The 26,177-nt window shown below is 65.9% G+C and carries 31 protein-coding genes, 4 tRNA genes and 1 pseudogene; 19 read left to right on the forward strand and 17 right to left on the reverse strand.

The window, feature by feature from the left end; all coding sequences use genetic code 11:
* The first annotated feature begins 1,279 nt into the window (after positions 1-1,279).
* Positions 1,280-1,969, forward strand: a complete 690-nt coding sequence (locus OG300_RS06015) for a hypothetical protein (RefSeq protein ID WP_405492973.1) — start codon at positions 1,280-1,282, stop codon at positions 1,967-1,969.
* Between the two features lie 53 nt (positions 1,970-2,022).
* On the opposite strand, the gene OG300_RS06020 is transcribed toward OG300_RS06015, so the two are convergent.
* The 3 genes from OG300_RS06020 to OG300_RS06030 form a co-directional block, all read right to left on the reverse strand.
* Positions 2,023-2,097, reverse strand: a tRNA-Val gene (locus tag OG300_RS06020).
* A 25-nt stretch (positions 2,098-2,122) separates the two neighbouring features.
* Positions 2,123-2,193, reverse strand: a tRNA-Cys gene (locus OG300_RS06025).
* 24 nt (positions 2,194-2,217) lie between these two features.
* Positions 2,218-2,289, reverse strand: a tRNA-Gly gene (locus tag OG300_RS06030).
* A gap of 425 nt (positions 2,290-2,714) precedes the next feature.
* Here OG300_RS06030 and OG300_RS06035 point away from each other — a divergent pair.
* From OG300_RS06035 to OG300_RS06055, 5 genes are all read left to right on the forward strand, one after another.
* Positions 2,715-2,786: transfer RNA gene (locus OG300_RS06035), tRNA-Val, on the forward strand.
* Positions 2,787-3,086: 300 nt separating this feature from the next.
* Positions 3,087-3,983: a tachylectin-related carbohydrate-binding protein gene (locus OG300_RS06040; protein WP_405492975.1), complete on the forward strand. Its 897-nt coding sequence runs from the start codon at positions 3,087-3,089 to the stop codon at positions 3,981-3,983.
* Positions 3,984-4,264: 281 nt separating this feature from the next.
* Complete coding sequence (locus tag OG300_RS06045) at positions 4,265-5,215, forward strand: AraC family transcriptional regulator (RefSeq protein ID WP_405492977.1); 951 nt, start codon at positions 4,265-4,267, stop codon at positions 5,213-5,215.
* Positions 5,216-5,654: 439 nt separating this feature from the next.
* Positions 5,655-7,202, forward strand: a complete 1,548-nt coding sequence (locus tag OG300_RS06050; RefSeq protein WP_405492979.1) for a GMC family oxidoreductase N-terminal domain-containing protein — start codon at positions 5,655-5,657, stop codon at positions 7,200-7,202.
* A 10-nt stretch (positions 7,203-7,212) separates the two neighbouring features.
* The gene (locus OG300_RS06055; RefSeq protein ID WP_405492981.1) at positions 7,213-7,611 is read left to right on the forward strand and encodes a hypothetical protein; all 399 of its coding nucleotides are present in this window, start codon (positions 7,213-7,215) and stop codon (positions 7,609-7,611) included.
* Between the two features lie 215 nt (positions 7,612-7,826).
* Here the strand turns inward: OG300_RS06055 and OG300_RS06060 are convergent, their stop codons facing one another.
* Genes OG300_RS06060 through OG300_RS06070 form a run of 3 tightly spaced genes read right to left on the reverse strand, consistent with a single transcriptional unit; the run spans position 7,827 to position 8,900 of the window.
* Positions 7,827-8,015, reverse strand: coding sequence for a hypothetical protein (locus OG300_RS06060; protein ID WP_405492983.1), 189 nt, complete (start codon positions 8,013-8,015; stop codon positions 7,827-7,829).
* Between the two features lie 54 nt (positions 8,016-8,069).
* Positions 8,070-8,333 (reverse strand): hypothetical protein, encoded by a 264-nt coding sequence (locus tag OG300_RS06065; protein ID WP_405492985.1) that lies wholly within the window; start codon positions 8,331-8,333, stop codon positions 8,070-8,072.
* 39 nt (positions 8,334-8,372) lie between these two features.
* Positions 8,373-8,900 carry a hypothetical protein gene (locus OG300_RS06070; protein ID WP_405492987.1) on the reverse strand — a complete coding sequence of 176 codons (528 nt, stop codon included), beginning with the start codon at positions 8,898-8,900 and terminating at the stop codon, positions 8,373-8,375.
* Between the two features lie 79 nt (positions 8,901-8,979).
* On the opposite strand from OG300_RS06070, the gene OG300_RS06075 reads away from it, so the two are divergent.
* A complete protein-coding gene (locus tag OG300_RS06075; RefSeq protein ID WP_405492989.1) occupies positions 8,980-9,786 on the forward strand; it encodes a murein transglycosylase in 807 nt (268 codons plus the stop codon).
* A gap of 178 nt (positions 9,787-9,964) precedes the next feature.
* A complete protein-coding gene (locus tag OG300_RS06080) occupies positions 9,965-10,162 on the forward strand; it encodes a hypothetical protein (RefSeq protein ID WP_405492991.1) in 198 nt (65 codons plus the stop codon).
* A gap of 936 nt (positions 10,163-11,098) precedes the next feature.
* On the opposite strand, the gene OG300_RS06085 is transcribed toward OG300_RS06080, so the two are convergent.
* Positions 11,099-11,560 carry a hypothetical protein gene (locus OG300_RS06085; protein ID WP_405498882.1) on the reverse strand — a complete coding sequence of 154 codons (462 nt, stop codon included), beginning with the start codon at positions 11,558-11,560 and terminating at the stop codon, positions 11,099-11,101.
* 24 nt (positions 11,561-11,584) lie between these two features.
* A pseudogene (locus OG300_RS06090) lies at positions 11,585-11,722 on the reverse strand (MerR family transcriptional regulator); the annotation flags it as partial.
* Between OG300_RS06090 and OG300_RS06095 the strand changes: the two are divergent.
* The 3 genes from OG300_RS06095 (at position 11,691) to OG300_RS06105 (ending at position 13,433) form a co-directional block, all read left to right on the forward strand.
* Entirely contained in the window at positions 11,691-12,425 is a 735-nt protein-coding gene (locus OG300_RS06095) for a MerR family transcriptional regulator (protein ID WP_405492993.1), read from the forward strand. The pseudogene OG300_RS06090 and the gene OG300_RS06095 overlap by 32 nt on opposite strands.
* 130 nt (positions 12,426-12,555) lie before the next feature.
* The gene (locus tag OG300_RS06100; RefSeq protein ID WP_405492995.1) at positions 12,556-13,074 is read left to right on the forward strand and encodes a hypothetical protein; all 519 of its coding nucleotides are present in this window, start codon (positions 12,556-12,558) and stop codon (positions 13,072-13,074) included.
* A 47-nt stretch (positions 13,075-13,121) separates the two neighbouring features.
* Positions 13,122-13,433, forward strand: coding sequence for a hypothetical protein (locus tag OG300_RS06105; RefSeq protein ID WP_405492997.1), 312 nt, complete (start codon positions 13,122-13,124; stop codon positions 13,431-13,433).
* Between the two features lie 105 nt (positions 13,434-13,538).
* Here the strand turns inward: OG300_RS06105 and OG300_RS06110 are convergent, their stop codons facing one another.
* From OG300_RS06110 to OG300_RS06120, 3 genes are all read right to left on the reverse strand, one after another.
* Positions 13,539-13,913, reverse strand: coding sequence for an FHA domain-containing protein (locus tag OG300_RS06110; protein ID WP_405492999.1), 375 nt, complete (start codon positions 13,911-13,913; stop codon positions 13,539-13,541).
* Between the two features lie 301 nt (positions 13,914-14,214).
* The gene (locus OG300_RS06115) at positions 14,215-14,679 is read right to left on the reverse strand and encodes an ester cyclase (RefSeq protein ID WP_405493001.1); all 465 of its coding nucleotides are present in this window, start codon (positions 14,677-14,679) and stop codon (positions 14,215-14,217) included.
* Positions 14,680-14,795: 116 nt separating this feature from the next.
* Complete coding sequence (locus OG300_RS06120; protein WP_405493003.1) at positions 14,796-15,014, reverse strand: hypothetical protein; 219 nt, start codon at positions 15,012-15,014, stop codon at positions 14,796-14,798.
* Positions 15,015-15,202: 188 nt separating this feature from the next.
* Here OG300_RS06120 and OG300_RS06125 point away from each other — a divergent pair, with 188 nt between their 5' ends.
* Positions 15,203-15,427 (forward strand): TetR family transcriptional regulator C-terminal domain-containing protein, encoded by a 225-nt coding sequence (locus tag OG300_RS06125; RefSeq protein ID WP_405498485.1) that lies wholly within the window; start codon positions 15,203-15,205, stop codon positions 15,425-15,427.
* On the opposite strand, the gene OG300_RS06130 is transcribed toward OG300_RS06125, so the two are convergent.
* The 4 genes from OG300_RS06130 to OG300_RS06145 all read right to left on the reverse strand — a co-directional run bounded on the left by OG300_RS06130 (position 15,367) and on the right by OG300_RS06145 (position 19,167).
* Positions 15,367-16,560: a cytochrome P450 gene (locus OG300_RS06130; protein ID WP_405493005.1), complete on the reverse strand. Its 1,194-nt coding sequence runs from the start codon at positions 16,558-16,560 to the stop codon at positions 15,367-15,369. The genes OG300_RS06125 and OG300_RS06130 overlap by 61 nt on opposite strands.
* Entirely contained in the window at positions 16,557-17,843 is a 1,287-nt protein-coding gene (locus OG300_RS06135; RefSeq protein WP_405493007.1) for an NAD(P)/FAD-dependent oxidoreductase, read from the reverse strand. The genes OG300_RS06130 and OG300_RS06135 overlap by 4 nt, the downstream gene beginning before the upstream one ends.
* Before the next feature lie 122 nt (positions 17,844-17,965).
* Positions 17,966-18,487, reverse strand: coding sequence for a hypothetical protein (locus tag OG300_RS06140; protein WP_405493009.1), 522 nt, complete (start codon positions 18,485-18,487; stop codon positions 17,966-17,968).
* Between the two features lie 5 nt (positions 18,488-18,492).
* On the reverse strand, positions 18,493-19,167 hold the full coding sequence (locus OG300_RS06145; RefSeq protein ID WP_405493011.1) for an MFS transporter: 675 nt from the start codon (positions 19,165-19,167) through the stop codon (positions 18,493-18,495).
* 248 nt (positions 19,168-19,415) lie between these two features.
* Here OG300_RS06145 and OG300_RS06150 point away from each other — a divergent pair, with 248 nt between their 5' ends.
* The 3 genes from OG300_RS06150 (at position 19,416) to OG300_RS06160 (ending at position 21,710) form a co-directional block, all read left to right on the forward strand.
* Complete coding sequence (locus OG300_RS06150; RefSeq protein WP_405493013.1) at positions 19,416-20,672, forward strand: cytochrome P450; 1,257 nt, start codon at positions 19,416-19,418, stop codon at positions 20,670-20,672.
* Positions 20,673-20,777: 105 nt separating this feature from the next.
* On the forward strand, positions 20,778-21,161 hold the full coding sequence (locus OG300_RS06155; protein WP_405493015.1) for a hypothetical protein: 384 nt from the start codon (positions 20,778-20,780) through the stop codon (positions 21,159-21,161).
* Between the two features lie 165 nt (positions 21,162-21,326).
* Positions 21,327-21,710: a DUF6010 family protein gene (locus OG300_RS06160; RefSeq protein WP_405493017.1), complete on the forward strand. Its 384-nt coding sequence runs from the start codon at positions 21,327-21,329 to the stop codon at positions 21,708-21,710.
* On the opposite strand, the gene OG300_RS06165 is transcribed toward OG300_RS06160, so the two are convergent.
* Entirely contained in the window at positions 21,703-22,641 is a 939-nt protein-coding gene (locus OG300_RS06165) for a GlxA family transcriptional regulator (RefSeq protein ID WP_405493019.1), read from the reverse strand. The genes OG300_RS06160 and OG300_RS06165 overlap by 8 nt on opposite strands.
* Positions 22,642-22,847: 206 nt before the next feature.
* On the opposite strand from OG300_RS06165, the gene OG300_RS06170 reads away from it, so the two are divergent.
* The 3 genes from OG300_RS06170 to OG300_RS06180 all read left to right on the forward strand — a co-directional run bounded on the left by OG300_RS06170 (position 22,848) and on the right by OG300_RS06180 (position 24,759).
* The gene (locus tag OG300_RS06170; protein ID WP_405493021.1) at positions 22,848-23,537 is read left to right on the forward strand and encodes a DJ-1/PfpI family protein; all 690 of its coding nucleotides are present in this window, start codon (positions 22,848-22,850) and stop codon (positions 23,535-23,537) included.
* A 33-nt stretch (positions 23,538-23,570) separates the two neighbouring features.
* Positions 23,571-23,879 carry a hypothetical protein gene (locus OG300_RS06175; protein ID WP_405493023.1) on the forward strand — a complete coding sequence of 103 codons (309 nt, stop codon included), beginning with the start codon at positions 23,571-23,573 and terminating at the stop codon, positions 23,877-23,879.
* A gap of 166 nt (positions 23,880-24,045) precedes the next feature.
* Entirely contained in the window at positions 24,046-24,759 is a 714-nt protein-coding gene (locus OG300_RS06180) for a DUF998 domain-containing protein (protein ID WP_405493025.1), read from the forward strand.
* Between the two features lie 56 nt (positions 24,760-24,815).
* Here OG300_RS06180 and OG300_RS06185 read toward each other — a convergent pair whose 3' ends face one another.
* Complete coding sequence (locus OG300_RS06185; protein WP_405498486.1) at positions 24,816-25,631, reverse strand: CPBP family intramembrane glutamic endopeptidase; 816 nt, start codon at positions 25,629-25,631, stop codon at positions 24,816-24,818.
* A gap of 21 nt (positions 25,632-25,652) precedes the next feature.
* Here OG300_RS06185 and OG300_RS06190 point away from each other — a divergent pair, with 21 nt between their 5' ends.
* Entirely contained in the window at positions 25,653-26,141 is a 489-nt protein-coding gene (locus OG300_RS06190) for a MarR family winged helix-turn-helix transcriptional regulator (RefSeq protein WP_405493027.1), read from the forward strand.
* Positions 26,142-26,177: the final 36 nt, after the last annotated feature.

A 26,177-nucleotide genomic window follows, 5' to 3' on the forward strand; every position in this document is an offset into this window, starting at 1 on the left:
CCTTGTTCCACAGTCGCTTTGATACTTCCTCACCCGCAAGCCGCCAACTCCGAGGAGGCGCAAGTCAATGCCCCGAGGGATCGAGACGTGTGCCACAGGGAAGCGCGCCAGTAGAACGCACGAAACTCGGCAATACAGAATGTTTGCGGAGGGGTGGGTTGGGGGCGCGTGAACGAGACGGGCAGGCCCCGCCTGCCCGACACCTGCCCGAGTTGGTGCCGCGGTTCCGTCGTGTCAAGCCCGGCCTCCCGGTCACCCGGCCGTGAGCTAGGGCACCAGGCCGGCAGTCGGGGGGCCGGGCTTGACAGGGCGGCGGCACCGTTAGAATCACGCGCCCCCAGCCCATCCCGGACGTGACAGGCGCTCGGGACGGAACCGGTCGCCGGAGACGGCTATCCGGAAAATGTCCTGAAAGCTGTTGTTGATCAAGCTAATCGGCTGAAACCGAAACCGGGGTCGAACGCAGGCTTAGCGCGACCCGTGAGGTGTGAAACCGGTGATGTGCTCGCCACATCGATGCAGGACGTGTGCGAAACGAGGTCAGATCGGTCACCTGGTTAGACCCTAGTTTCGCACCCCCCGACACGCAGACCGACCTGCGGTGATGCCTGCTCCCCTCGTCAGGATCACCAAATACCCACATCAATGTGTATTTGGTGATCCTGAAGAGGGGAGCAGGAGAGAGAAGAAGTAAAAATGTTGGGGGAGTAGTTAATTAAGAGAATGAGTATGAAGAAGAGAAGTAGTTGGTTGGGTTGGGTAGTGAGCGTTGCTGTTGGGTAGGTGGTGGCGTTCGGTGACGTGAGGTAGGTCCGTGACTGTGACGTAGGTGGTCTGATCCGGAGCGCTGGCGCGGGGGTGACGTCCGAGACGATGAGTTGCGTGCAGGTGGCCGAGTCAGGCATGGAGAGTCGCGTTTGCCGGTTCGGTGCCGGGTGTGGTCCGGAAGTGCTGTGCGGGTGGGGATTCCCCGGGTGCGCGCCGCATTGTGCGGTGCCGCCCCTCCCGATTCCAGGGTCCGCGCCCGGCCCAACCGAATTCCCGAACCGGCTGCCCGGAGACCAATCTGGCGGTGTGTGACGGGAATTCGGTTGTGCACGCGGTGGCGCGTTCCCTGGGATCGGGAGCCTCTGCGGCCCCTGGGCGGGCAGCAAGGGCAGGCCGCAGGGCCTGCCCTGGTGAGAGCGCGGCGCGCGCCCAGGGAATCCACGTTCTCACCGGGTCTCCCACTTGTCGTTGACACGTACGTGTCAAAGCCTTCGGAAAGACCTTGCTGATCATGACCGACTCCGACACGATCACCGGCCTGCTCGTCGCCGCCCTGGAAAACACTTGGGCCGCAATCCGATCCCGGCACCCCGACGTACCTGAGGTGGTGCTCGCCATCGGGTCCGGTTCGACCGGTAGCAGCGACCTGACCCTCGGGCATTTCGCGCCGCACAGGTGGATACGTGGCGAATACGAACTACACGAACTGTTCGTCGGCGGCGAGGGCTTTCAGCGCGGAGTCGTCGACGTACTCGGCACGCTGCTGCACGAAGCCGCCCACGGGATCGCTGTTGCCCGCGGTATCAAGGACACCAGCCGACAAGGACGATGGCATAACGAACGCTATCGAGTCCTCGGTGAAGAGCTCGGACTCGCTCTCACCCAACACGCGAAGCTCGGGTGGTCGATCACTGCGGTGCCGGAGCCGACTCGTGAGCACTATCGGGACGTGCTCGACGAACTTGCCTTCGCGCTCGTTGCCTACCGCCGGCGGGAACCCAGCCGCAGTGAAGGCCGCAGGTCGAGCAACAACGGGCTTGCCGCCGCATGCGACTGTGGACGCAAGATCCGAGTCTCCAGAACCGCACTTGGGGTCGCACCGATCTACTGCGGGAACTGCGGCGCGGAGTTCACGGCCGGAGACGAACCTGAGAGTGGCGACTCAGTTCCCATTGAGTTCATGCCCCTCAGTTCACATTGAGTTCATGACAGCAGAAAGGCCCGGCGGAAACCGGGCCTGATCTGGTCGAACGTTGGTGCGCGATACTGGGATTGAACCAGTGACCTCTTCCGTGTCAGGGAAGCGCTCTCCCGCTGAGCTAATCGCGCGGGTCTTGTCTCTTCAATGAAGAAGAGGCGGCGACGGGAATCGAACCCGTGTGCACGGCTTTGCAGGCCGTTGCCTCACCACTCGGCCACACCGCCAAGCAGGCCGTGTATGGCCTCTCGAGCGGATGACGGGATTCGAACCCGCGACCCTCACCTTGGCAAGGTGATGCGCTACCACTGCGCTACATCCGCATTCCGTCCCCGGCGCCTTGCGGCTGTCCGGCTGACGAGAGAGAACATTAGCCGACACTCCGCACAGGTAACAAATCGCCTGGTAGAAGGTGTGAAATACGAACTACAGGCATGTAGTCCCGCCAGCCGTCCCGTCTTGGGAACGGCCTCCGGCCCACCGCGCCGCGCCGACAACCTCAATCGTCGACCGCCGCCCACTATCGGCTCTACCCACAACTCACCCCATCCCACCCGCCCCCGGCAACACTCATATGTCCCCCCGGCAACGCCCCGATGAAACCTCACCCGTCACACCGGCCCGTAGAACCCCAGTTTTACGCCGTTGTGCACGCGATTTGGTGTGTCCCCAGTGGTGTGTGTAATCTTCATTCTCGTTCGAGCAGCACAAAAACGCCGCCCGATCAGCCGCTTCGGCGGCAACCCGAGGTTCTATAGCTCAGCGGGAGAGCACTCGCTTCACACGCGAGGGGTCGCTGGTTCGATCCCAGCTAGAACCACCCCATTGGAAGCCGCAGGTCATCGACCTGCGGCTTCTTTGGTTGTATGGCGGCATTGTCGGCCGCGCACCCGGTTGCTGTCGCGGGAGCTGCTGTTGGTGCTCTGGGCGAGCGTCGTTACTTCTTCGGCCGCTGGGTCATGGGCCGGCCGGCCGTCTCGTCCGCATGCCGCTGATGCCAAGGTGTCGTGCCGAGCGCATGCGGAGCAGGTCGGGTAGCCCGGTACTCGGGCCCACCGTGGCGCCGCGCGCCACGATGTGAAGGGTCGGGGACACCATCGGCCGATCCAAGGAGGACGCCATGTCATTCCGGCTCATCTGCCACGGAGGCTCGGGGTTGTCCGCGCCGTTCGCCGGGCGCATCTTCGGGGTCGAACCCGACGGCCATCTGCGCTACTACCGATACCTCGGCGGCGGGACCGCCGACCACTCGGGGAGCACCGGCTGGGATACCAACTCCGGCAATACGATCGGGCACGGCTGGACCGACTTCCAGCACATTCTCGGTATGGGCGACGGCGTGCTCATGGGTATCCAGAACAATGGTGACCTGCGCTGGTACCGCTACACCGGCGACGGCACCGAGGACCCCTCGGGCGCACTGGGCGCGGACGCCAACAATGGCAACACCATCGGCAACGGCTGGCAGGACTTCCTGCACGTGTTCGTACGGGCAGCCTTCGTCAGACCACTCGGATTCGTACCGGAGCGGGTGATCTACGCGGTCGACCAGGACGGATTCCTGCACTGGTACCGGTATCTGGGATCAGGCGAGCACGATCCGTCGGGTGCGACCGGCTGGCATCCCAACTCGGGCAACATCATCGGCAACGGCTGGTTCGGTTTCAAATTCATCGTCGGAGTCGGGCCGGAGATCTACGGGGTACGCGACGACGGCGCCCTGCACTGGTACCGGTACACCGGCGACGGTGAAAACGATCCGTCCGGAGCCACCGGGGCACACGCGAACAACGGCAATCAGATCGGCCGAGGATGGGACGGATTCCGTTCTTTGTTCGCCGGGCCCAGTTCCATCGCCGGGGCCGATGCCATCGATGTCGGCTATGACACGTTGTGGGGTGTCGAGGAAAACGGGGACCTCCGTTGGTACGGCTACGGCGGCGACGGAGCACAGGACCCCTCCGGCAGCACCGGCTGGCATCCCAATTCGCGCAACATCATCGGGAACGGGTGGTGACCGACTGGCCCGTCACGATCGTGGTGACGATCGAGGCGCTGCGGGGCCGGTAACGTCCGGGACCCACGCCGTTTCCCGCGTCGAGATCCGAAGAGGGCCATCGGATTCCGCAGGTCTGTCCGCGCCGTTTCGCCCGGAACTCGCTACCGCCTCCGGTACGGTGACCTCCACCTTGACGACCACCGATCGGCTCCGAGGCGAGCCGATCCCGCACGACGGCACCAACTCTCTCCACCACCCGGCCGCCTGCGGGCGGGTGTGAACGAAACAGGCGGCACCACATGTCCATACAGAATTATTCTCCCGCGGCGTTTTTGGCGCGGTCAGCGACCTTGCTCAGCTCGGATGTGGTGCCGATCGCGGTGGAGCCATTAGCGGGCAGATCGTTTTCCGGGAGTTTCTCCTCGGTGGTCGCGGCGGGCGGATTGCGGATCGGGACGGGGCGCGGCGGCGGCATACAGGGTCGCCGCACCGCGCACCATGTCGCGCGGACCGAGGGGCGCTACGTGGTGGCCCTCGCCCCTACCGCGGGCTCGGCGCTGGTGGTCGAGGACGGGCGCGAGATGGTGTTGACCGCGGGCTCGTTCGTGCTGATCTCGACCGACCTGCCGACCATCTTCCGGATCGAGGACTACTGCGCCACCGCCATCGTGCAGGTCCCGTGGTCGATGCTGTTGGCGCGCACCGGACTCGCGCCGGCGCGCTTCGCCGAGCTGTTCGAGCAGCCGCTGTCGCTGCCGGGTCCCGGTGCGGCCGCGATCGCGGCCGGGTACTGCCGCGCGGTGGCCGCGCTGCCCGACGATTACGCCGCCGACCGCATCGCCATGGCCAACCACACCGTGGACCTGCTCGCCTCGGTCGTGTCCCTGATCTCCGGCGAACGCCCCCTGGAAGGGCCCGCGATGGCGCAGGCGCGCGAACGGGTACTCGGGTATCTGCGAGAGCATTTCGCTGATTCGGGGCTGAGTGTGGAGGGCATCGCGGCGGCCTGCTCGCTCTCGCGCAGCACCCTGTATCGCGCGACGGAGGCCGACGGCGGTGTGGTGGCGGCCTTGCGGCGGGTGCGGCTGGCGCACGCGCGCACACTGCTGCGGGCCGGGTCGGGCACGATCGCGGCCGTCGCGTCGGGCTGCGGGTTCGGCAGCGAGCGGCAGTTCTACCGGGCGTTCCAGGACGAGACCGGGATGTCGCCCGGGGAGTTCCGCGCCGCCGGGCATGCCGCATCCCTCTGAGTACCGCACATGAATCGTTCACGACAGTAATTCACGCGTGCACCGAAAATCGGCGATTCATTTCCATTGGGACGTCGTGTCAGTGAATTGATTCCCGATGTCAGTCCATGCCCCTGGTGCCGGACATTTTTCAATCTGCTGACACGATAGGCGGTGATCGAGTACAGTTTCGCCACTCGATTCGTATTTATTGAGGGTGGGCCAAGGGGTCATGAGCCGTGCCCATTCCTATTCTGATATCACCGAAATATTTTCACACCGTTGAAACGTGTTCTATTCAATGGTTAATGTGTGCGGCGTTACGGAGGCCAGATTCACCGGCCTCGATTCGGAAGGTATTTCTATGCAAGGCACGCCGCATAACAAACAGTTCGGTTCGTCGGTTTCGCGTCGGAGGTTTCTGGCGGCCGCGGGCATGGCGGCAGGTGCAGCAGGTGCGATGGCAGCCATGCCCGCCCGGCTGACGGCCAAGGCCTCGGCGGCACCGAACATGATCAGCGACGGCGACCACGTCCCCAACCTGATCATCGGCTCCGGCTACGGCGGCGCGGTCACCGCGCTACGACTCACCCAGGCGGGCAAGAAGGTCGCGATGGTTGAGAAGGGGCAGAACTGGGTCACCCCGGGATCCGACGGCAAGATCCACCCCACCCTGCTCAACCCCGACGGCCGCTCCTACTGGTTCAAATCCAAGACCGAACAACCCATCAGCAATGTCCTGGGTTTCCCGATCGACAAGAGCATTCCCAACGACGCGGGCATCCTCGATGCCGAAGACTTCGCCGCCATGCGCGTCTACCAGGGCCGCGGCGTCGGCGGCGGCTCACTGGTCAACGGCGGCATGGCCGTGGTCCCCAAACAGTCCTACATCCAGACCATCCTGCCCTCGGTCGACATGGGCGAGATGTACTCCAAGTACTACCCCCGCGCCAAAGCCGGTCTGCAGGTCAACAGCATCGACCAGAACTGGTTCAACTCCACCAAGTGGTATCAGTTCGCCCGCGTCAGCCGCGATGTCGCCCAGAAGGCCGGATTCAACACTGTTTTCGTCGACAACGTCTACGACTTCAACTACATGAAACAGGAAGACGCGGGCAGCGTGCCGGCGTCGGCGCTGGGCGGGCAATTGCTCTACGGCAACGACTACGGCAAGAAATCCGTCGACAAGACCTATCTGGCCACCGCGTCCGCCACCGGCAACCTGTCCATCTCACCGCTGCACACCGTCACCGCAGTCACCCCCGCCAGCGGCTCCGGCTACACCGTCACCATCACGCAGTCCGACGTCAGCGGCAAAACGGTCGCCACCAAGACCATCACCGCCGACAAGGTGTTCTTCGCCGCCGGCAGCGTCGGCACCAGCAAGCTGCTGGTCTCGATGAAAAGCCAGAACAAGCTGCCGCATCTGGACTGCACGGTCGGCACCGGCTGGGGAAACAACGGCAACGTGATGGTCGGCCGGGCCGGCTGGGGCGCCACCGGTACCAGCCAATCCACGGTGCCCTGCATGGGCATCGACGCGTGGGACTCCAATTCGGTATTCGCCGAGATAACCCCGTTCCCGGCGGGCATCGAAACGTTCGCCAACCTGTACCTCGCCATCACGAAGAACCCGAACCGTGCCAATTTCGTATTCAATTCGACCACCGGGGGTGTCGACCTGAATTGGACGGCGGGCATGTCCCAGCCCTCGATCGATCAAGCGAAAGCCGTCTTCGACAAGATCAATGCCAGTGCGGCGACGATCTATCGATATGACCTGTTCGGCGGCAACCGGATATGGGGTGACTTCTTCACCTACCACCCGCTCGGCGGCTGCCTGCTCAATCAGTCGACCGATAACTACGGGCGCCTCAAGGGATACCCGGGCCTCTATGTCACCGACGGATCCCTGATTCCCGGCAGCGTCGGAGTGAATCCGTTCGTCACCATCACGGCGCTCGCCGAACGCAATATCGAGAAAATCATCGCTACCGATCAGTTCTAGGGATATTTCCATGCGCATCACCCACAGCCGGCGCCTCGGCATCGGACTGGCCGTCGCCGCGGCCACCGTCGCGCTCGCCACACCGTCCTCCGCCGACGTTGTTTCCTTGTCGGTCTCCGACCAGAACCTGCAGACCAACCGCACCTACACCATCACCGCCACGGTCAGCGGTTCCACCATCGGCCTGTCGGTCTTCTTCGCCGACAACGGCCAGAACCTCGGCCCGGCCGGCGGCGTCACCCCGGACTCCCTCAAGGGCAAGGCCACCACCACCTGGACACCCAGCAAGTCGGGCAGCCACACCCTGACCGCCTCCCAGGGCAGCACCACCCAGACCATCACCGTCTCCGTCACCGACGCACCCGTCACGACAACCACCACGCCGGCCCCGCCGGGAGGCTCGTGCTGAACCCTGTCCGATAGCTCCGAAGGTTGCTCGGCAATCGTGCCGAGCAACCGCCACCTACGCTCGTCGTGCAGTAGAAAGCGATCGCCGGTGAAAACACCCGACACCACCCCGCCTCCGGAACCCGATCCGGACACCGAAATCCTTTCCGTACCAGTGGATATCGTCGATGTCGACGCCACGGACGATCCTGACGTCGACGAGCCGGTCGTCGCGGCTCAGAGTTCGCCGATGTCGCGGTGGGCACGCACGATCACCGACCCGATGGTGACGTGGCTGTCGAAATATGTTCCGGAGGAACACCTTCGACGCCGCGGTCCCCACGCCGCGGCCACCGGCATGCTGCTGGTGCTGATCGTGGTCGTCGTCGTGGCCGCCGATTCGCGCGGCGACGACGCCGTCGGCACTGTCGCCTCCTCCACCGGTACCGAGGCAACCTCCGCCCTCGACGCTGTGACTGCTCAGTACGGGTCGATCCAGACCGTCGATATGACCGACGCGTCCCTCACGCCCAGCGACGTGCCCGTCCCCACCGATACCGCGACAACAGATTCCGAGACTGCGGGCACCGCGCCGTCTCCGCCGCCGGACACCGGCACCGGCGATCCGACCACCGACCCCGCCACGACCACAGACACCCCGATCACGACCACCGACACGCCGATCACGACAACGGTCACCGACGTCCCGACCACCACGGTCGGACCACCAGTCTTCTCGATCACCGCCAGCGCGAACGCGACCCTCGGTGGAGGTGTGCCGAGTTACCCGTCGTACCAGCCCGACCCGGGCACTCCGATCCCGTACACGACCGTCTCGACCGTCACAGTGACAGCCGATCCCAGCATCGTCACCGTCACCCAACTCCCGGCGACCGCGACGACCATCGCGTCGACGAGCGACACACCACTGTCGACCACGACGGTGGTTACGACACCGGTGACCACGGTTCCCTCCACCACGACCGCGGTTCCTTCCACGACAACTGCGTTGCCGACGACAACGACCACGTTGCCGTCAACCACAACCACGTTGCCGTCGACCACGACTACGTTGCGGCCGACCATGACTACGTTGCCGCCGACCAAGACCGCGTTGCCGCCGACCACGACGACGACTTGCCCGACGACGGTCAAGAGCCCCTCGGCGATCTCGACACCGACCATCGCGCACCCGCCGACGACGACGGCACCACACCCGACGACGGCACCGCATCCGACGACAGTGCCGCCCAAAACCAGCACGCCGACCCCGGCCAAACCGAGCACGACCACCACACCGAAGCCGACCATCACGACCGCCCAGCCGCGGCCGTGCGGATGAGCGAGTAGGCGAAACATCGGTGGCGACAAAGAATTCCGAGGAGCGGCCATGACCGACAAGGCCGATCAGACGACCGGGCGCGGCGTGCGGCTCGCCTACACCGCAGCGGTGCTCGCTCTGGTGGCCCTGGTCGGCACCGTGCATCCACACCACGACGCGCAGACCCCCGACACGCCGCCGCCGGGGGCGGGAGGTCAGCTGCCCGCGATCCGACTCGACGCCGCGAGCAGCCCGATCGATCAACTTCGCGACTGGGCACAGACGCGGGCCACCCAATCGGGGATCCCGGTGCAGGCGGTGCAGGCCTACGGATACGCGACCGTGGTCATGGCCCGAGCCCAGCCGGGCTGCCACCTGGGCTGGACCACCTTGGCGGGGATCGCGCGCATCGAAAGCAACCATGCCCGATTCGGCGGGGCGCGCATCGCCGCCGACGGCACGGTCGCGCCCCCGATCCGCGGTATCGCTCTCGATGGCACCGGAGGCAACGCCGTCATCACCGATCCCGTCGCGACCGCCCGCTCGGGCCGCACCGTCTACGCCCGCGCCATGGGACCGTTCCAGTTCATCCCCGACACGTGGAAGCGCTGGGGCACCCGCGCCGACGTCGACTACCAAACCTTGGCCACCGCACTACAGAACGCGACACCGGTCACCGCCACCGCATTGTCGGGCAGTCCCGACAATATCGACGACGCCGCGCTCGCGGCAGGCCGTTACCTGTGCGCCTCCGGCGGAGACCTCGCCACCGGCCACGGCTGGCGCACCGCGATCTACGCCTACAACCACTCGAGCACTTACGTCGAACAAGTCCGCAGCGCCGCAACAGGTTACGACGCCGGAACATCCCACTGACGGCACTGGCGGGCCAAGGATTTCGCAAGGTAGTCGCAAGCGCGTCCCGGTTGCATTCATCAGGCACCGAAGAGCTTCTACTCCAATGGGATTCGTGCCCGAGGAGTGCAACCGAGGGGGACTTGATGAGAAGCGCATTCGCCGCTCGCACGGGAGTGGCCGGCACGCAATCGCCGGCGTGAACAATCAGCTGTTCCAGGGCTACAGCTGGAAGCTCGGCCCGAACACCACCACGATCCTGACAGTCGAGGACCGCGCCATCGTGACCGCCGACGGAGACTGGAGCATCGATGCTCCGGACGGTAGCTGGCGCTACGAATCCAACTCGGGCCGTGACTACGGATGCAATGGCTCCTGGATCTACACGGTGTCGTGACCCTACGGTCGCTGTCCTCGCCGAGAGGTCCTCGACACGGTGCTCCGCCGACGCGTTCATGCCCAACCAAAGGATTCGATGACCCACAGCTGCAACGGAATTGGTGTTGGTGGGGATATCCGCCCCAGTCTCCGATGAACCGGAATGCAAGCACGGCTGCTGTGAGGGGGAAGTCTCCTTCAACAAGATCGAGAATTCCAAACTGCGCCGATATGTCCGGGTGGGGATCGACATCAGCAAGGATTGACACAACGGTTCTGCGCGGAACCGTTCGTCCTGAAAGACATGCCGTAAACAATCGGTGAGGATCGGGCGGGTGGCATCGCAACCTCCGGTGTTCACGGCAGCGCTGATGTCGTCGTAGACGGCGACGGCCTCCCGTGGTTGGGGATTCGCGCCGATGCGGGGTTGAGGTTGTCGACTCTAGAATTTCCGCACGTCGTATTCCGTGAAATGCGGCTGGACGGAAGGGAATTCATGTTCAATCAGCAGGGTGGGTCCGCTGCGCGAATCGGCGGGCGGGTATTCGCCGTTATCGCTGGGGTTGCCATACCTCTTGTGTCGGTATGTATTCCGGCATCTGCCGAGACAGTGGCTCCGGTCAATGTCGTTGAATTGCAAGGGCCGCATCATCACGGTCCAGGGGGACCGGGGAGTTGGATTCCCGGCCAGCCGGATTGGCGAGGCCAGCCCGATTGGCGGAGTCAGCCTGATTGGCGGAGTCAGCCGGATTGGCGTGGGCCGCTGCCGTGGCCGATGATGCCGCCCTACGGGTTCGGTGGTCCGGGTGGCTCGCGTCTGTGCAGCGGGTCGTTCGGTAGTTGCTGAAGACCGTCCGGGTCATCGGCCTCGGCGGCGGTGGCCCGGCACGCGGGCAGATGGCCCGGGTAGGCGAGAGGTGTTGTAGTCCTGCCTATTTCGCGCCAGACCGGTGGTTCAGCGCGGGGCGGGGGAGTCTGCGGGGCGCGGTGCCCGATCGAGCATCGCGGACATCGCGCGCTCGGAGATGAGGCGGGCGATCGCGGAGTCGGCCGCGCGGACGGTGTGATCCTGTTCGGCTCGGATCTGGTCTTTCCGCGCCAGGTGGTCGAACAGGGAGTCGGCGTAGCGGGCCGCGAGGCTGTCGCAGTCGGAGCTGAGACGGTCCACGAATTCCATTGCGGCCGTGGGGGAGAGGCCGGTGTCGATCAGGCGGTCGGTGAGTTCGCGGCGGTTCGGGTCGAGAGGTGGGGCCGGGGCGAAGGAGTCGAAATCGATGAGGTCGCCGGGGGCCGAGGGTGGTGTGGGTGCGGCGGGTGGTTCGTCGGGTGTGGCCTGTTCGGAGACGCCGAGCAGATCGCCCAGGCCTTCGCCGCGGTCCCAGGCCTCGAGCAGTTCGCGGATTCCGTTGAGCTTCATGCCCCTGCTGAGCAGACGACTGATCGTTTGCAAGCGGTTGAGGTGATCATGGCCGTAGTATCCGGTACGACCACGTACCTCTGGAGACGGAAGCAGCCCGCGTTCGTGGTACACGCGAACGCTCCGCACGGTGGTTTCGGCGGCTCGTGCCAAATACACCATCGATGAGCTCGCACGCGCGGCCGGTACCACGGTCCGCAGCGTCCGCGTGTACCACGAGCGAGGCGTCCTGCCGCCGCCTCAGGTGAAGGGCCGGACCGGGTACTACAGCCCCGAGCATCTCCAGCGTGTGCACACCATCAGCCGGTTGCTCGATCGCGGCATCAAGCTCAATGGGATCAAGGAACTGCTGGCCGCTCTCGACCGCGGCGACGATCTCGGCGATGTGCTCGGCGTGGGCGAGACGGACGCGCCCGCGACCGCCGCGCCGAGCGATTCGATCTCGGCCACCGATCTGCAGGAGCGGTTCGCCGAGGTGCCGAACGGGCTGGCCCGCGTGGTCGCGGCCGGTATCTACGAGCCGGTCGACGCCATGACCTACCGGGTCGCCGACCGGCTGCTCGCCGGTTTCGTCGACCAGCTCACCGCGGTCGGATTGCCCGCCGAGGCGGTGCTGGGGGAGTTGGAGCGGATGCGCGCCGACTGCGACCGGATCGCGCGCCGGACCGTCGATCTGCTGCATCGGGAAGCGTGGGATCCGTACCGCCGATCCGAGCGCACACCCGCGGATCTGGTGGAGCTCAGCGAGCAGGTGCGGGTGGCGCGGACGCTGCCCGGACAGGTGGCGGCCGGGCTGGTCACCCAGCTCATCGACCGTGAGCTCGGGCACGATGTGGAGCTCTCGGAGCTGCTGAACAAGATGTGATCGGGCCTTCCCGCGAGTGGGAATGACCTGAATTACGTGCCGCTGGATAGCGGTACATTAAACGGCGTTAGTAGCGCCGTTCCTCGAAGTCGACGTCGGCGCGCGATCAGCAACCGAGACGGAGACGTCGATGAGCATTCGATTCCAGCGCTGGATCCGCGCGGCGGCCACGATCGCGGCGGGTGCCGCGACCGTGGCCCTGGCCGGAGGATCCCTGCACCCCGCCCCCGCCTCGGCGGACAGCGCCCTCGGCTGTCTGTGGGCCGGTGCGGTCCACCGGCAGGGCAGCACCGTGTACAGCGGCGGTTGGGCATTCGCCTGCCACGATGACGGATTCGGCGTCGGACGCTGGTCGCACGATCGGGCGCCCGGGCAGGCCGCCTCGGTCTCGAGCCCCGGAACCGGCAGTCCGCGTGGGGTTTTCAGCCCGGGCGCCTGGCAGCCGGGATCGGAATACAACGACTACTGCGTCGGCGATCAGCTGATCGACGGTGGTGAGGCCGTGTACGAGCTGCAGAGCGGCGCCGCCGGACAGCTCTACTGGCATCCCGTCGCCGGCATCGACCAGTGGGACTTCCGGCTCAGCGGACCGCGTCCGCTGCCCACCGCCCGCACCGCGAGCCTGTGCTTCGACGGCGTGCTGTCCTGACCTGTCCGGCCGGTCCCACCCCTCCCCGATTCGAAGGACTCCCTGTCATGCCCATCGCTCGCACCGCCCGGAAACTGGTGACCGCCACCCTCATCGGCGCCGCCCTCACCCTCACCTCGGCCGCCCTCGCTCCCGGCGCGCTGGCCGCACCGCACGGCTCCTCGTCGGCGGGCAGCGGTGATTCCTCGGGTCGGCACGGCACCACCGGTGCCGGACCCGGCCGGCCGGGTCACGTGCACACCGAGGACGGTGCCCACCGCGGCCCGACCCGCCTGCCCGACCGCGAGGGCGCCGACGAACGCGCCAACCCGAACTCCGACCGCGGCCCGCACCAGTGCCGCTACTCCGAGCACTGCTGAGACCCGCTCGCCCGACGCGGGCGCGGACCCGACCTGGACCGGCACCCTGCATCCCACCCGTGGTGGATGCTCGGGTGCCGGTCCAGATCGCTGTCTATCGGCTCGTCAGCAGTCGGCGGACGGTTGTGAGTAGGCGATCGAGGTGACTTCCAGAACCAGATTGCCGAGGGCGACCGTATCCCCGATCCGCAGGAACACCTTCTCGCCGAGGCGGACCCGATCGGCATTGACCCGGGTTCCGCGTCGCGACCCGTCATCCCGGATCCAGAGTCCGAAGTCGGGATCGACACCGACACTGGCGTGACTGCGGGACACCCCCAGGCAGCCGAAGGCGTCGGGTAGCTGCCGGTCTGTTCCCCGGCCCACCTCCACCGCCGTTCCCGGCGGGATCAGCACCTCGATTCCGTGCCCCGCGCCCTCGTGTACGCACAGGCGAACCGCGGTGGGCGGCAGGTTTTCTCGACGGCCGGATGCAGGCATGGAACGGCTCCTACGGCAGGGGGGCGAGCGCTCGTACGAAAGGGGCCTGCCTCGGGACGCGGGCCGCGCGTCCCGAGGCAGTGATCACGATCGACCGGCGTGACCGCCGCGCATGCGCCGCACGGCGATCAGTCGACGAGAGGGGATCATCGCGAACCGTGCCGGTGATCGTGACGGTTCGGGTCGGGAGCCAATAGCTCCCTCGCGCAACGATATCCGAGGTCAGCCGTGCGAAGGCGGTCGAATATCCCCACCGCTGGCAAGGTTTCGCGGTGAGTGCGGTGCGAATCGAGGCGATCGGCTACTGGGCTCCGCCGACGGCCGGGGACAGTCGGCTCGAATGCTCGATCCCGGCCAGACAGCCCTGAAAGCCCCAGTGTCGGATGACCATATTGTCGGCGACGCGCATCCAATGCGTCTGTGCGACCTGGAATCTCGTGCCGTCGGCCGGGATGAGTCGTTCGATCTCGCCGGTCGGGGTGTAAAGGGTGAACGCGCCGACCCGGCGCCCGGTCATCACGGTCTCGAGGCAGACCACGCCGTCGTCGGCGATCGCGTGCACGATGTCGTGGCGCAGTTCGTACACCGCGGCGCGGAGAAACAGTGCCGCGGAATAGAAGCCGTGCGGGCCGGGCAGTCGGGCGGCGGGGGCTTCACGGGTGCCTTCCCGGTGCGCCGCGGGATGAATCACGGCGTCGAAGTGCCCGCGATCGCCGGTCGAGAGGATTTCGAGACTGCGGATGGCAACCAGCTTCGAAGTGTTCATCGAACTCATGTAGCTCCCAACGTGGCGCCCGTGTTATCGGCGCATGCTATGCACCCGTGGACAATTGCGCACAGCGTGCTTCCCAGTGGAGGGAAGCGCGCTGTGCGATACGGCGATCAGTGGCCCTGGCACGGCCGCGCCGCGGAGCCGGGAATGCAACCGAGTTGCCCCACGCCGTTGGGCAGGAATACGCCGTGCCCGCCGTCCCCGAGGCTGCCGCGGCCGTCGCGACCACCGCCGGAGTGGCAGTCGGCCAGGGCGTACGGCATCGGTGCGGTGATCAGCGCGCCGGCCGCGACCGCCGCTACAACGAACTTGCGGATGCGAGGAGTCATGACAGTTCCCTTCCAGGTGGTAGCCCGGCTCGCGCCGATACCAATAAACATCGTGCCGCTATTTAACGGCACGATGAACAGGTATGTAGTGAGGGCTGTTCCCGGAGCAGGGAAGACTCGGCGGATTCCGGGGGCCGGACGATCGAAACGGCCGGTCACCGCGGGGTTCGAGATGACCGGCCGTTCTACTGTTCGGCGCGCTCGGCGACCGAATGGAGACATCCGGCTGGACCAAGGGCTGCCCGGTCGCCACCGTCGCCCTGGACGTCGCCGCCTCGAACGAGGCTATCCGCGAGGTGTGTTCGACCGTCTACACCGACTGGGAACACACTGCTGTGAGAACCGTGAGGGCTCAGCGGGACAGGCGAATCGGCAGGGATTGCGGGCCGCGCATGGATACCGATGCCCGGTAGGCGGGTTCCGGATCCAGCAGGTCGAAATCTGGTGCGCGAGTCATCAATTCGGTGAACAGGACCTCGGCTTGCAGCCTGGCCAGTGGCGCGCCGATGCAGAAGTGAGGGCCGTGGCTGAAGGCGAGATGGCGTGGCGTGGACCGTCCCGGTGCGAATCTGGTGAGGTCGAGCGAGTCCGGATCGGTGAACGCCGCCGGATCCCGGTGCGCCGAACCGACCAGCAGGATCAGGCCCGTTCCCCGAGGTAGCGTGTGGCCCGCGAAAGTGATGTCCTGCATGGCGACTCGGGTCGGGAACGGCACCGGGGTGTCGAAGCGGAGAAACTCCTCGACCGCGAACCGGCTCGATTCCGGGTCGGCACGCAGGATCTCGCGCTGCCGCGGGTTGCGTGCGAGGGCGAGCAAGCCGGTCGCGATCAGATTCATCGTGGTGTCGTGGCCGGCGATGAGCAGGAGCACGGCGACGTCGACGAGTTCCTTTGTCGTCAAATCTGTTTCGATCGCGAGGCCGGAGAGCAGGTCGGTGCCGGGTGCACTCCGTCGGCGTCCGATGAGGTCGGCGAAATACTCTGCGAAAGCCAGCACACCGGCGGTCCGGGCTTGTTTCTCGTTGTCGGACAACAGCGCGTCCGGATCCAGCCCGCGGCTGATCGCCGAGGCCCAGATCCCGAACGTCGCGTGATCAGCCGGGGGAATCCCCAGAATCGTGCAGATCGTGGTGAGCGGCAGCCGGTATGCGATGTCGGCGACGAAGTCGACTTCGCCCGCTGCGACGGCATTGTCGAGCAGTGCGATCGCCGTCCGCGTGACCTGGTCGCGCAACGCCGCGATGGCCCGGGAGGTGAACGCGGGCGCGACCATCGCCCGCATCCGGGTGTGGTCGGGCGGATCCATCAGCAGAAACGAGCCGGGCAGTGTCCGCGGATCCACACCGGGCCGGAAGGGATTGATGCCGGAGAAGTAGCCGTGCCCGAAGGCCGGGTCCGCGAAGATCGCGCTGCAATCGGCATAGTGCGGCACCAGATGGATGCCGGGCCGATATTCGTGCAATCTGCCGGTCTCGCGCAGCATTTGGTAGGCCGGTGCCGGATCGGCACGGAATTCGGGAGCGAACGGGTCGGCCACCAAGGTCATCGTGCACTCCGTTCCGAGGAGCTCGCGCGCAGCACCCGCAGGGCGATGGCGGGAGCCAGCAGTGAGGTCGGCGAGGCGGTGAGGTTCGCGGTGCGCATGAAGGCGCGGGCCACCTCGGCGTCCCGATGCGCGGCGACCGGAATCCTCGAGGTGTACACGCCCACGATCCTGCCGCGCAGTGAGCGGGGGCCTTCGACTCCGGGGAAGCGCAGGTCGGCCTGGGTGGACATCTGCCAAGCGATGTCGATGGGCACGGCGGCGCGCCGATAATACTGTGCCGGTACAGGATCGGGCAGGCACTCCCGCAACGCGAGAGCCTGCTGCGCGGCCACCGTCATGCCCTGCGCGTAGAGCGGGTTGAAACTGCTCATCGCGTCACCCAGCACCAGAAACCCGCGCGGCGCGGCGGCGAGCCGGTCGTAGCGGCGGCGCAGCGAGCCGCGAAAGCGGTGCGGGACAGGGTCGTCGAGCGGTTCGGCCGCACGCACGATGTCGTACAGGTCGGGCACCGGCAGGGTCGCGGCGAACCGCTCGAACGCCTCCGGATCGGTCGGCGGGTGGTCGCCGAGCATGCCGCTGAGCGTCACATGCCAGCGGTCGCCCTCGAGGGTGATCCCGGAGCCGCCGTGGAACCCGGGCGTGGTCGAGACGACTGCGGCCAGATCGCCGTCGAGATGCTCGGGCTTGCGGCGGAACATTCGCGACGTGTAGCCGAGATCGACATCGATGCGTTCCTCGGCGGGCCGCTGGTGACCGAGCGCGGCGAGCCAGTCCGCGGCGCGCGACCCGCGCCCGGTGGCGTCCACGACCAGATCGGCCGCCACCTCCGTTCCGTCGGCCAGCCGGACGCCGGTGACGGCACGGTCGCCGACCAGTCCCGCCGCCGTCCGGCGCTGCCACAACTCCACACCGGGCATATCGAGCACCCGGGTGAGGATGGCGTGCTCCAGCATCGGACGGCTGGCGAGCAACGCGGTCAGCCCGGTATCGGTCGGGTGCACCCGCAATCCCGCGATGTACCAACGAGATCCGCGCAGCACATCGGTGATCGGCGCACCCGCGGCGGCCAGCTCGGCGGTGAGCCCGGGGAAGAGCTCCTCCATGATCTGCCTGCCGCGATCCATCAGCCCGTGCACATGCCGGGCCTGCGGCACACCCCGCCGCGGCTGCGCGCCCACCAGCGCGTCACGTTCGATGATGAGCACCCGGTCGAACGCCTCCGCGAGCACCCGGGCCGCGAACAGCCCGGCGATACCCGCGCCGAGCACGACAGCCTGACGCATGGACTGCACCTTTCATCGGGTCGGGCATCGACTAGTCGGAAGCCTGTCTGCTCCGCGACGGTCGCGGATCGTCGATCGCGGAAATCGCCTCGCGCGATAGGAGATTCCGCAGGGTGACACAGTCACGCCGCGAGCTGATCCTCCCGCCGCGCGCGACGCTCGGGACGTACGGCAAGACTCACGATCACCGCGAGCAGCCCGATGATGATCGCCGTGGGTATGAGACCGGCCGTTCCGGCGACCGCCAGCACACCGCCACCCGACGCGGCGGCGAGTGCCACCGACAGGTAGACCGCAGATCCATTGAGGCCCATCGCGATCGGAGCGACGGCGGGCACCAGGGCGAACATCCGATGTTGCTGCGGAACCATCGCGATACCGACAGCGAAACCCAATGCGGTCATCGCCGCGATCTCTCCGGACTCGACCCGGCGCGTCACGAAAAGCAGCCCGGCCGCGAGGGTCACCCCACACGCGGCAAGAACGAGGGTGAGTGCCGCACCTCTCCACCGAATGAGCCGGGCCACGACAGCGGTCCCGAACACCTGGCCGCATCCGAAAGCAAGCATGGCCGCGACGACGAGTGGCCCCGAAGTATCAAGTACCGCAGGCAGATAGGCGATGATCAGAAACCCCGGCAGCATCACCGTCAGGGTCCCAGCAGGACGCCGCGCACCCGCCGATTCGCGAGCACCAGCAGTCGTTCCCGCAGACCCAGACTCGGACTGTAGGCGGCCGGTAGCAGCGCCACCGCGAGACATGAGACCAACGACGGCACGACCAGGATCCACATGATGGTCCGCCATCCCCACGCCTGGCCCACGAGAATCCCGAACGGTAGCCCCGCCACCAGCGCCAGCGAACCGCCGCCCGCGACAATGGAAAGCGACCGGGCACGGCGGCTGTGGTCGCTCAGCAGGCCGGCCATGCTGAAGGCATTCGCCTGGTAAGCCGCAGCACCCAGCGCCGCTATCACCCGTCCTGCCGCCACGGTCGCGAAGTCCGGGCCGGCGGCCTGCAGCACGGTGCCGACGGTGAACACGATCATCCCGCCGGCCAACAGGATTCGCCGATCCCAGCTCCCGGTGCAGGTGGCGATGATGGGCGATCCGACCGCGTAGGCGATCGCGAACAATGCCGTCAGCTGGCCTGCTGTTCCGACCGATACCCGCAGATCGGCCGCGACTTCAGGCAACAGGCCGGACAAAACATAGCCGTCGACGCCGAGGGTGAAGGCGCCGACCGCCAGAATCACCAGATCGACGACCGTCAGGTTCTTCGCGGATGGCTCGGATCGTGTGCCGGGCTCGGTTCTCATGCCCATGACAGCCCCTTCATGCGTCGAATTCTGCTGTGCGCGAGAGCAATAGGCGAAGCAACGTCGAGTCCTTCTATCGCTTCGGAGAATTCCACGATCAACCAACCCTCGGCTGTGCGATCCGGGCACGTGATGCCGTCGATCGGGCGAATCGAAAACGAAATGGCCACTGACCGATTCGGCGAATCCCCGCACACTGGCCCAGGTCTGGTGAGATCGAACAGCGAAAGCTCCGCATACGAAGGAACTGAGCCATGAGCCCGTCCAGTGCGTCGGCGCAATCGGATCCGGCACCGCAGGAACTGCCGGTCGAATTGCAGCTGATGTTGCAGATCTTCAGCCCGGCCAACCGCCACGATCCGTTTCCCTTCTACCGTCAACTGCGGGAACTCGGTGCCGCGCACCGGTCACCGCTCGGGTTGACGCTGCTGACCCGCTACGACGAGATCGTCACCGTGCTCACCAGCTCCGACTGGGGTCATGACCAGGAAGTCGAACACCTGCACGCCGGGCAGGAAGAAGTCTTCCCGCCGGTGTTCATGTGGATGGAGCCGCCGGACCACACCCGGCTGCGCGGCTTGGTGTCCAAGGCCTTCACGCCTCGGCGGATCATGTCGATCCGACCGCGGATAGAAGAGCTCGTCGACGGGCTGTTGGACACCGCACTGGCCACCGGTGAATTCGATGCCATCACCGGCATCGCCTACCCACTGCCATTGACGGTCATCTGCGAGATCCTCGGGATACCGGCCCGCGATCACGATCGCATCCAGGAGTGGTCGCAGATCCTGTCCTGGGGATTGGACCCGGATCACCTGCTACCGCAGCAGGCCAAGGATGCCCGCTCCGAAGTCACCCCGAAGTTCCTGGACTATCTGCGCGACCTGATCGCACAGCGACGCCTCGAACCCGGCGAGGATCTCGTCAGCGCGCTGGCGAGCGTCGAAGAGCACGGTGACCGACTCACCGAGGAAGAAATGCTCGGCACCATCATCTTCCTGATCGTCGCCGGCCACGAGACCACCGTGAATCTCATCGGAAACGGTCTACTCGCCTTGCTGCGCAATCCCGATCAGCTACAGCTGCTGCGCTCGCGCCCCGAACTGGTGCGCCCCGCGATCGACGAACTGTTGCGCTATGACGGTCCGCCGCATCTCAATACGCGCTCAGCGAAGGTTCGTACTGTCGTCGGTGATCGGACGTTCGAACCCGGCGACGGCGTTGTCACCCTGCTCGCCTGCGCCAACCGCGACCCACGCGCCTTCGGCAACCCCGACCGACTCGACATCACCCGCTTCGACGGCCACGCGCCGGTATCCCGCCACCTCGCCTTCAGTCTCGGACACCACTATTGCTTGGGCGCGCCGCTGGCCATGCTGGAGATGGAAACCCTGCTCACCGGCATCCTCACCCGAGTCGGTTCGATGGAGCTGCTGCAGCCCGATCCGCCCTACAAACCGAACATCCTCATCCGCGGACTCGCCGAACTGCGGGTCCGCTTCAAAGACTGAGCGTGCGAGGACCTTCGATGTCGGTGCGTTTGCGGCGTATTGGCTGACCCTCGGCAGTATGGTCGGTGACACGGTCCTATCGATCAGCGGCGAGAGGGTTCGGTCATGAGGGGCATTCAGCCCGGTGTGCTCGGAGTCGTGGCGGTGCTCGCGGCGATCGTGGTCGACGCCGCACCCGGCCTCGCGGACCCGCCCCCGATCGTGGAACTCGGATTCCACAATGGCTTCTGCTCGACCACCGAGGTCAGCGTGCCTGCGAACACCCCGTTCCTGATCGATATCGACACCGGCTTCCAGTTCACCGACGAGTCCGAGTTCCGGATCCCCTCCCTCGGCGTTCGAGTGATCCTGCCGAGCGCCTACTTCAACCCGCGCGCCCGAGTCGCGGTGGAGCCGCAGCCGACCGGGTCGATACCTTTCGAGCTCATGACACCCTGGGTGTCGGGCAGCGCGGGCAAGGGTTGCTGGGGGACCATCCACGTGTGGTGAGGCTCGGCCCGAACCGCTTGACGCTATCCCGTTGAAACGTGTCGGTTGTGCTACTGGGGGATCGCGGTGGCCACCGGTCTACTTCGAGGTGTCCGTCAATGACCATCTCGCGCAACGGCAATCGCCTGGTCCGAGTGGTCGGCACCCTCGGAGGAGAACGATCCTGTGAACTACGTCCTGCCTGTCGTGTTCGGCATCATCTACTGCCTGCTGATGTCGTTGATCAAGCAACCGCATCGGAGGCGCTTCAACGCGATCATGGTGGCCGGAGCCGGAGCCGCGTATTTGAGCGGAGGTGGTTTCGGCCCTTGGGAATTGCCGTTCGTCGCGGTGATGGCCTTCGTCGCCTACCGTGGGCTGGAATCCTGGACTTTCATCGGTATCGGCTGGCTGCTGCACACGGCGTGGGATATCGCCCACTACCTCAAAGGCCATCCGATATTGCCCTTCGCGCACAACAGTTCGCTGGGTTGCGCCATCTGCGACCCGGTCATCGCCGTGTGGTGCTTTCGGCGGAGGCCTTCGCTGATCGCGCTTGCACTCAGCTGAAGGAGCGGCGATAGCTGTTGGGGCTCACGCCCGTTGTCTTCTTGAAGCGGTCACGGAAGGCGGTCGGTGAGCCGAAACCGACCTGGGTGCCGATGCGTTCGACCGAATGCTGGGTGGATTCCAGAAGGTGTTGTGCGCGTTGGATTCTGGCGTGATGCAGCCATTGCAGTGGAGTGGTGCCCGTCTGCTCGCGGAATCGGCGGATGAGGGTTCGGGTGCTGAGCCCGGCATGGGATGCGATGTCGGACAACGAGAGTTCGGCTTGCAGGTTCTCGTGCAGCCAGGTGAGCAGGGGTTCGAGAGCTGAGCCATCCGGGGCGGGAACATAGCTGTGGACAATGAATTGTGCTTGTCCGCCTTCACGTTCCAGTGGCATCACCGATAGGCGGGCGGCGTCCGCGGCGACTGCCGAACCGTAGTCGCGGCGGATCATGTGCAGGCACAGATCCAGTCCTGCCGCGGCGCCGGCGGAGGTGAGGAACTGGCCGTTGTCGACGTAGAGGACATCCGGGTCGACTTCGACCAGCGGGTACGCGGCAGCCATCGGTGCCGCCGCGACCCAGTGTGTGGTCGCGCGCAGACCGTCGAGGAGTCCGGTGCCTGCCAGGGCGAAAGCGCCGGTGCAGATGGAAGCGATCCTGGTACCCGCACGTGCCGCGGCCTGAAGTGCTTCCGTGACAGCCGGTGACAGCGGGGTGGCGGGGTTGGCGGTGCCGGGGATGAAAATGGTGTCCGCGCCCTCGAATCCGTCCAATCCCCAAGGGGCGCGCAAGGTGAACGCACCGGCGTCGATCTCCGGTTTCTCGGCGCACACGCGGACCCGGTACCCGGGGCGGCCGTCGGGCAGGCGGGTGCGGGTGAAGACTTCGATCGGCGTGGACAGATCGAAGGGGATCACGTGATCCACCGCGAGGACAGCGACGGTGTGCATGGCAAGAAACTACTCGATCGCCGAGTGTCAGCGGCACGGAAGCCATCCAAAATATGTTGATCGATACAGCTCAGTTGGCATAAACGTCGACATGTCACTAATCCGTTGGTTTATGTCGCTATTGCCACTGGGGACCGGCTCGGCACCCGCATAGCGTCTGGGGCGACCCGGCGCAGACCGGGCCTGTCACCTCGAGGAGAGCGCGTATGCACGTCCAGATCGTCCTGTTCGATGGCTTCGACCCGCTCGACGTCATCGCCCCCTTCGAAGTCCTGTACGCGGGCGGCACCGCGTCGGCGGGCATGGTGAGCGTCGAACTGGTCTCGGCCGAGGGGCCGCGCGAAGTAATCGGTGGCACAGGGGGATTGGAGCTGCACGCCACCGCGACCCTCGACCCCGGCCGCTCCGGCCTGATCCTGATCCCGGGTGCCTCGGGCCGCGTCGGTGAGCCGGGAGAGGTCCCCGACCAGGAGATGGGGGACGGGGAATGGCAGCAGGACGAGTTCATTCCGGTGCTGCTGGGCCGCACCCTGAATACGGATCTGCCCGGATTGCTGGCAGCGGCGATGAAGAACCCCGAAGTGACCGTCGCCGCCGTCTGCGGCGGATCGCTGGTGCTGGCGATGGCCGGCTTGCTCGAAGGCCGCTACGCCACCACCCATCATCTGGGCTTGGACATGCTCGACGCCACCGGTGCGCACGCCGTGGACGCACGCGTCGTCGATGACGGTGACCTCGTCACCGGTGCGGGCGTCACCTCCGGACTCGACCTGGGCCTCTACCTGCTCGAACGTGAAGTGGGCCCGCGGATCGCGCACGCGGTGGAAAAGCTGTTCGCGTACGAGCGCCGCGGCACCGTCTGGAGCAATCGCGGCCCCGAATCCGCAACTCTCTGAACACTTTTGAACCCGACACCAGTGAGGAAGAACATGTCCGTCGAAGGAACCTGGGACCTGACCATCTCGACCCCGATCGGGAAAATCAAGGCCGAAGTCGAGCTGCGCCGAGACGGTGATCTGCTGTCCGGAACCGCTCAGGGCGCGGGGGAGCAGGTGCCACTGCGTGATGTCGTGCTCGACGGCGACCAGCTCACCTGGCAGCAGGCGGTGACCAAGCCCATGCGTTTGAATCTCGCCTTCGCGGTCACCGTCGCCGGTGAGAATCTCAGCGGTACAGCCAAAGCCGGTCGTCTGCCTGCCTCGAAGGTCATCGGCCAGCGGCGCGTGTCTGCCCAGTAGTCGGGCTGCGGGATTCCGACTACCCGCTTTGTGAATGGCGGGCAGTGGGGCCTCCCGCAGGGAAGCGTCCTCTAGTGCTACGTTCGGGCTCAAAGCGGCGACAAGTGAATCCCTGGTCACTTGATTGTTCGAGAATGACGTTATGCCACGAGGAGTGTGCACCCCTATGAGCGAGACCCTCCAGACTCCGGCGAGGCCTTGGAATCGTCCTCGTCCGCCCCGGGTCGCCGGTGTGCTTCTGATCGTGGCGGCCATCCTGTGGTTCTGCCTCGAGGCGCTTGCCGCCTCACGCTTCCGTCCGCGATACAGCTACGCGCACAACTACATCAGCGATCTCGGAGTGCCCGATCCCGGCACCTTCGAGGGGCGTGCCATGGACTCGCCCCTGTCCGCCGTCGCGAACTTCATGTTTCTCTCGCAGGGAATCCTGTTTCTGGTAGCCGCCATCCTCCTCACGCGAGCGATCGCGCCCAGCGCGAGTCGCCGGGCGTTCCTACTGCTCGCGATCGGCTACGCCATCGGATTCACGCTGATCGCCACCTTCCACGGCTCCGAGCAGGCCGCCGCGAACGGGACCGGCAAGTTCCATGTCCTCGGCGGCGCGATCGCCGCGATCAGCGGGAACGTCGCACTCATCGTCGCCGGTCTGTACCTGCGTAAGTTCCGGGGGCACAACATATTCGGTGTGTTCACCGTGACCGCCGGCGTCGTGGGAATCCTGTCCCTCGTACTGCTCATGATCGATCGCTCCAGCACCTCGATCAACCTGCTACCGGACGGCACCTGGGAACGCGGCGGCTGCTACCCGATCCTGGTCTGGGAGTTCGTAACCGGCGTCCTGCTGCTCAGGGGGAGCGCCTCGAACATGAGTAATTCGTAGTCCGTAGACGTGATTGCGGACTCGAAGTGGGGAGCCACCGGCAAGGGAACGCTTCGTCATGAATTCTCGACCCTCTCAATGGATGTCATTGCATTCGATGCGTCGATCCGGCGCAGCCGCGTCCACGCCCACCAGGCGGGAATCAGCCAGCAGAGCAATCCCGTTGTGTCGCCGAGTATCTCGGCCACGGCGGGATGGGACCCCGAGATCAGCAACTGATCGACATAGCCCGAGGCGATGTTATTGGCGGCATGTAAAGCGACTGCGGGCCAAACACTTCCGGTAATCTGCCGCAGATATCCGGCGAAGACGCTGACCGCGATCAGGGTGAACGTGAAGATCGGCAGGTAGAGCCACAGTGGAGCCCCGCCGGGCGCCCCGCCCCCGATGATCAAGCCGTAGTGGAATACCGCCCAGGCCAAGCCTGTGAGCAGGACGGCCCGCCGAATGTCGAACAACGCGGTCAACTGCGGTTGCAGAAACCCCCGCCAGCCGATTTCTTCGAACACGCCCTGCCGCAGGCCGCTCAGTACATGCCACGCGCCGATCGGCAGCAGCCAGTCCGTGGTGGCCGGCAAGCGATCCAGTCGGCAGGCGACGAGCACGACGACCCCGACCGCGATCGGCACGACGGCCGCGGCGATGGCCAGACAGATCGACCCGACCGAAGTGCGGCGGATCCCGAGTCCCGCCGCGATCGAGCGACGGTTCGGCGACGCGGCCGTAAGCGCGAGTGCCACCACCGAGGGCATGGCGAACACCACCAGCAGCGGCGACCCGGTCAGCCCGTAGCCGATCATCGCGGGAATCACGATGGCGAGGAAAACGCCCACCAGAATGTGGCGTTCGCGTCGCCCAAGATGTTTGATCATCAAACATAGTATCCTCGGATTATGTTTGACGGTCAAATATCCGATTCGAAGGCACAGCTGGAAGCGCAGGTGGCGAACGAGTTGGCGGCCTTGCAGGCCGCGCATGACGACAGTGACCGGGCGTTGGCCGACTACCTCGGCATCGGCCGCAACGATCTGCGCTGCCTGGACGTCATCATGCGCGAGGGCCCCCGATCCGCCGGGTACCTCGCCACCCGGCTGCACCTGACGCCCGGCTCGGTGACCGCGCTACTCGGCCGCCTCGAAGCCAAGGACTACGCCACCCGCCGCCCCGACCCCTCCCACGGCAAACGCATCCTTGTCCACCCCACCGCCCGCATCGTCGAGTTGATCACGCCGGTCCTCGCGGCCCGCATCGTCCGCGGCCGCGAACGTCTCGCCGCCTACAGCGAACCCGAGCTCATCCTGATTCGGGACTTCCTCGATCGAACCCGAAGCAGCCACGAACAATTCGCGGTCGAAATCCGCGCCGCGCTCGGACCTCGATGATGCCCGTCGAAACCTGACATCGGCCGCCCGCCGGGC

Origin of the sequence: Nocardia sp. NBC_00511, assembly GCF_045161165.1 — a bacterium.
Taxonomy (GTDB): domain Bacteria; phylum Actinomycetota; class Actinomycetes; order Mycobacteriales; family Mycobacteriaceae; genus Nocardia.

Coding starts and splice junctions, on each gene's coding strand:
- OG300_RS06115 (WP_405493001.1), bottom strand. CDS start 14,679: ATGAACACTTCGAAGCTGGTTGCCATCCGCAGTCTCGAAATCCTCTCG.
- OG300_RS06120 (WP_405493003.1), bottom strand. CDS start 15,014: ATGACTCCTCGCATCCGCAAGTTCGTTGTAGCGGCGGTCGCGGCCGGC.
- OG300_RS06045 (WP_405492977.1), top strand. CDS start 4,265: ATGTCCATACAGAATTATTCTCCCGCGGCGTTTTTGGCGCGGTCAGCG.
- OG300_RS06165 (WP_405493019.1), bottom strand. CDS start 22,641: ATGCACACCGTCGCTGTCCTCGCGGTGGATCACGTGATCCCCTTCGAT.
- OG300_RS06040 (WP_405492975.1), top strand. CDS start 3,087: ATGTCATTCCGGCTCATCTGCCACGGAGGCTCGGGGTTGTCCGCGCCG.
- OG300_RS06130 (WP_405493005.1), bottom strand. CDS start 16,560: ATGACCTTGGTGGCCGACCCGTTCGCTCCCGAATTCCGTGCCGATCCG.
- OG300_RS06015 (WP_405492973.1), top strand. CDS start 1,280: ATGACCGACTCCGACACGATCACCGGCCTGCTCGTCGCCGCCCTGGAA.
- OG300_RS06140 (WP_405493009.1), bottom strand. CDS start 18,487: ATGCTGCCGGGGTTTCTGATCATCGCCTATCTGCCTGCGGTACTTGAT.
- OG300_RS06075 (WP_405492989.1), top strand. CDS start 8,980: ATGACCGACAAGGCCGATCAGACGACCGGGCGCGGCGTGCGGCTCGCC.
- OG300_RS06145 (WP_405493011.1), bottom strand. CDS start 19,167: ATGGGCATGAGAACCGAGCCCGGCACACGATCCGAGCCATCCGCGAAG.
- OG300_RS06155 (WP_405493015.1), top strand. CDS start 20,778: ATGAGGGGCATTCAGCCCGGTGTGCTCGGAGTCGTGGCGGTGCTCGCG.
- OG300_RS06085 (WP_405498882.1), bottom strand. CDS start 11,560: ATGAAGCTCAACGGAATCCGCGAACTGCTCGAGGCCTGGGACCGCGGC.
- OG300_RS06105 (WP_405492997.1), top strand. CDS start 13,122: ATGCCCATCGCTCGCACCGCCCGGAAACTGGTGACCGCCACCCTCATC.
- OG300_RS06135 (WP_405493007.1), bottom strand. CDS start 17,843: ATGCGTCAGGCTGTCGTGCTCGGCGCGGGTATCGCCGGGCTGTTCGCG.
- OG300_RS06180 (WP_405493025.1), top strand. CDS start 24,046: ATGAGCGAGACCCTCCAGACTCCGGCGAGGCCTTGGAATCGTCCTCGT.
- OG300_RS06170 (WP_405493021.1), top strand. CDS start 22,848: ATGCACGTCCAGATCGTCCTGTTCGATGGCTTCGACCCGCTCGACGTC.
- OG300_RS06150 (WP_405493013.1), top strand. CDS start 19,416: ATGAGCCCGTCCAGTGCGTCGGCGCAATCGGATCCGGCACCGCAGGAA.
- OG300_RS06100 (WP_405492995.1), top strand. CDS start 12,556: ATGAGCATTCGATTCCAGCGCTGGATCCGCGCGGCGGCCACGATCGCG.
- OG300_RS06070 (WP_405492987.1), bottom strand. CDS start 8,900: ATGGTCGGCTTCGGTGTGGTGGTCGTGCTCGGTTTGGCCGGGGTCGGC.
- OG300_RS06055 (WP_405492981.1), top strand. CDS start 7,213: ATGCGCATCACCCACAGCCGGCGCCTCGGCATCGGACTGGCCGTCGCC.
- OG300_RS06185 (WP_405498486.1), bottom strand. CDS start 25,631: ATGATCAAACATCTTGGGCGACGCGAACGCCACATTCTGGTGGGCGTT.
- OG300_RS06175 (WP_405493023.1), top strand. CDS start 23,571: ATGTCCGTCGAAGGAACCTGGGACCTGACCATCTCGACCCCGATCGGG.
- OG300_RS06190 (WP_405493027.1), top strand. CDS start 25,653: ATGTTTGACGGTCAAATATCCGATTCGAAGGCACAGCTGGAAGCGCAG.
- OG300_RS06050 (WP_405492979.1), top strand. CDS start 5,655: ATGGCAGCCATGCCCGCCCGGCTGACGGCCAAGGCCTCGGCGGCACCG.
- OG300_RS06110 (WP_405492999.1), bottom strand. CDS start 13,913: ATGCCTGCATCCGGCCGTCGAGAAAACCTGCCGCCCACCGCGGTTCGC.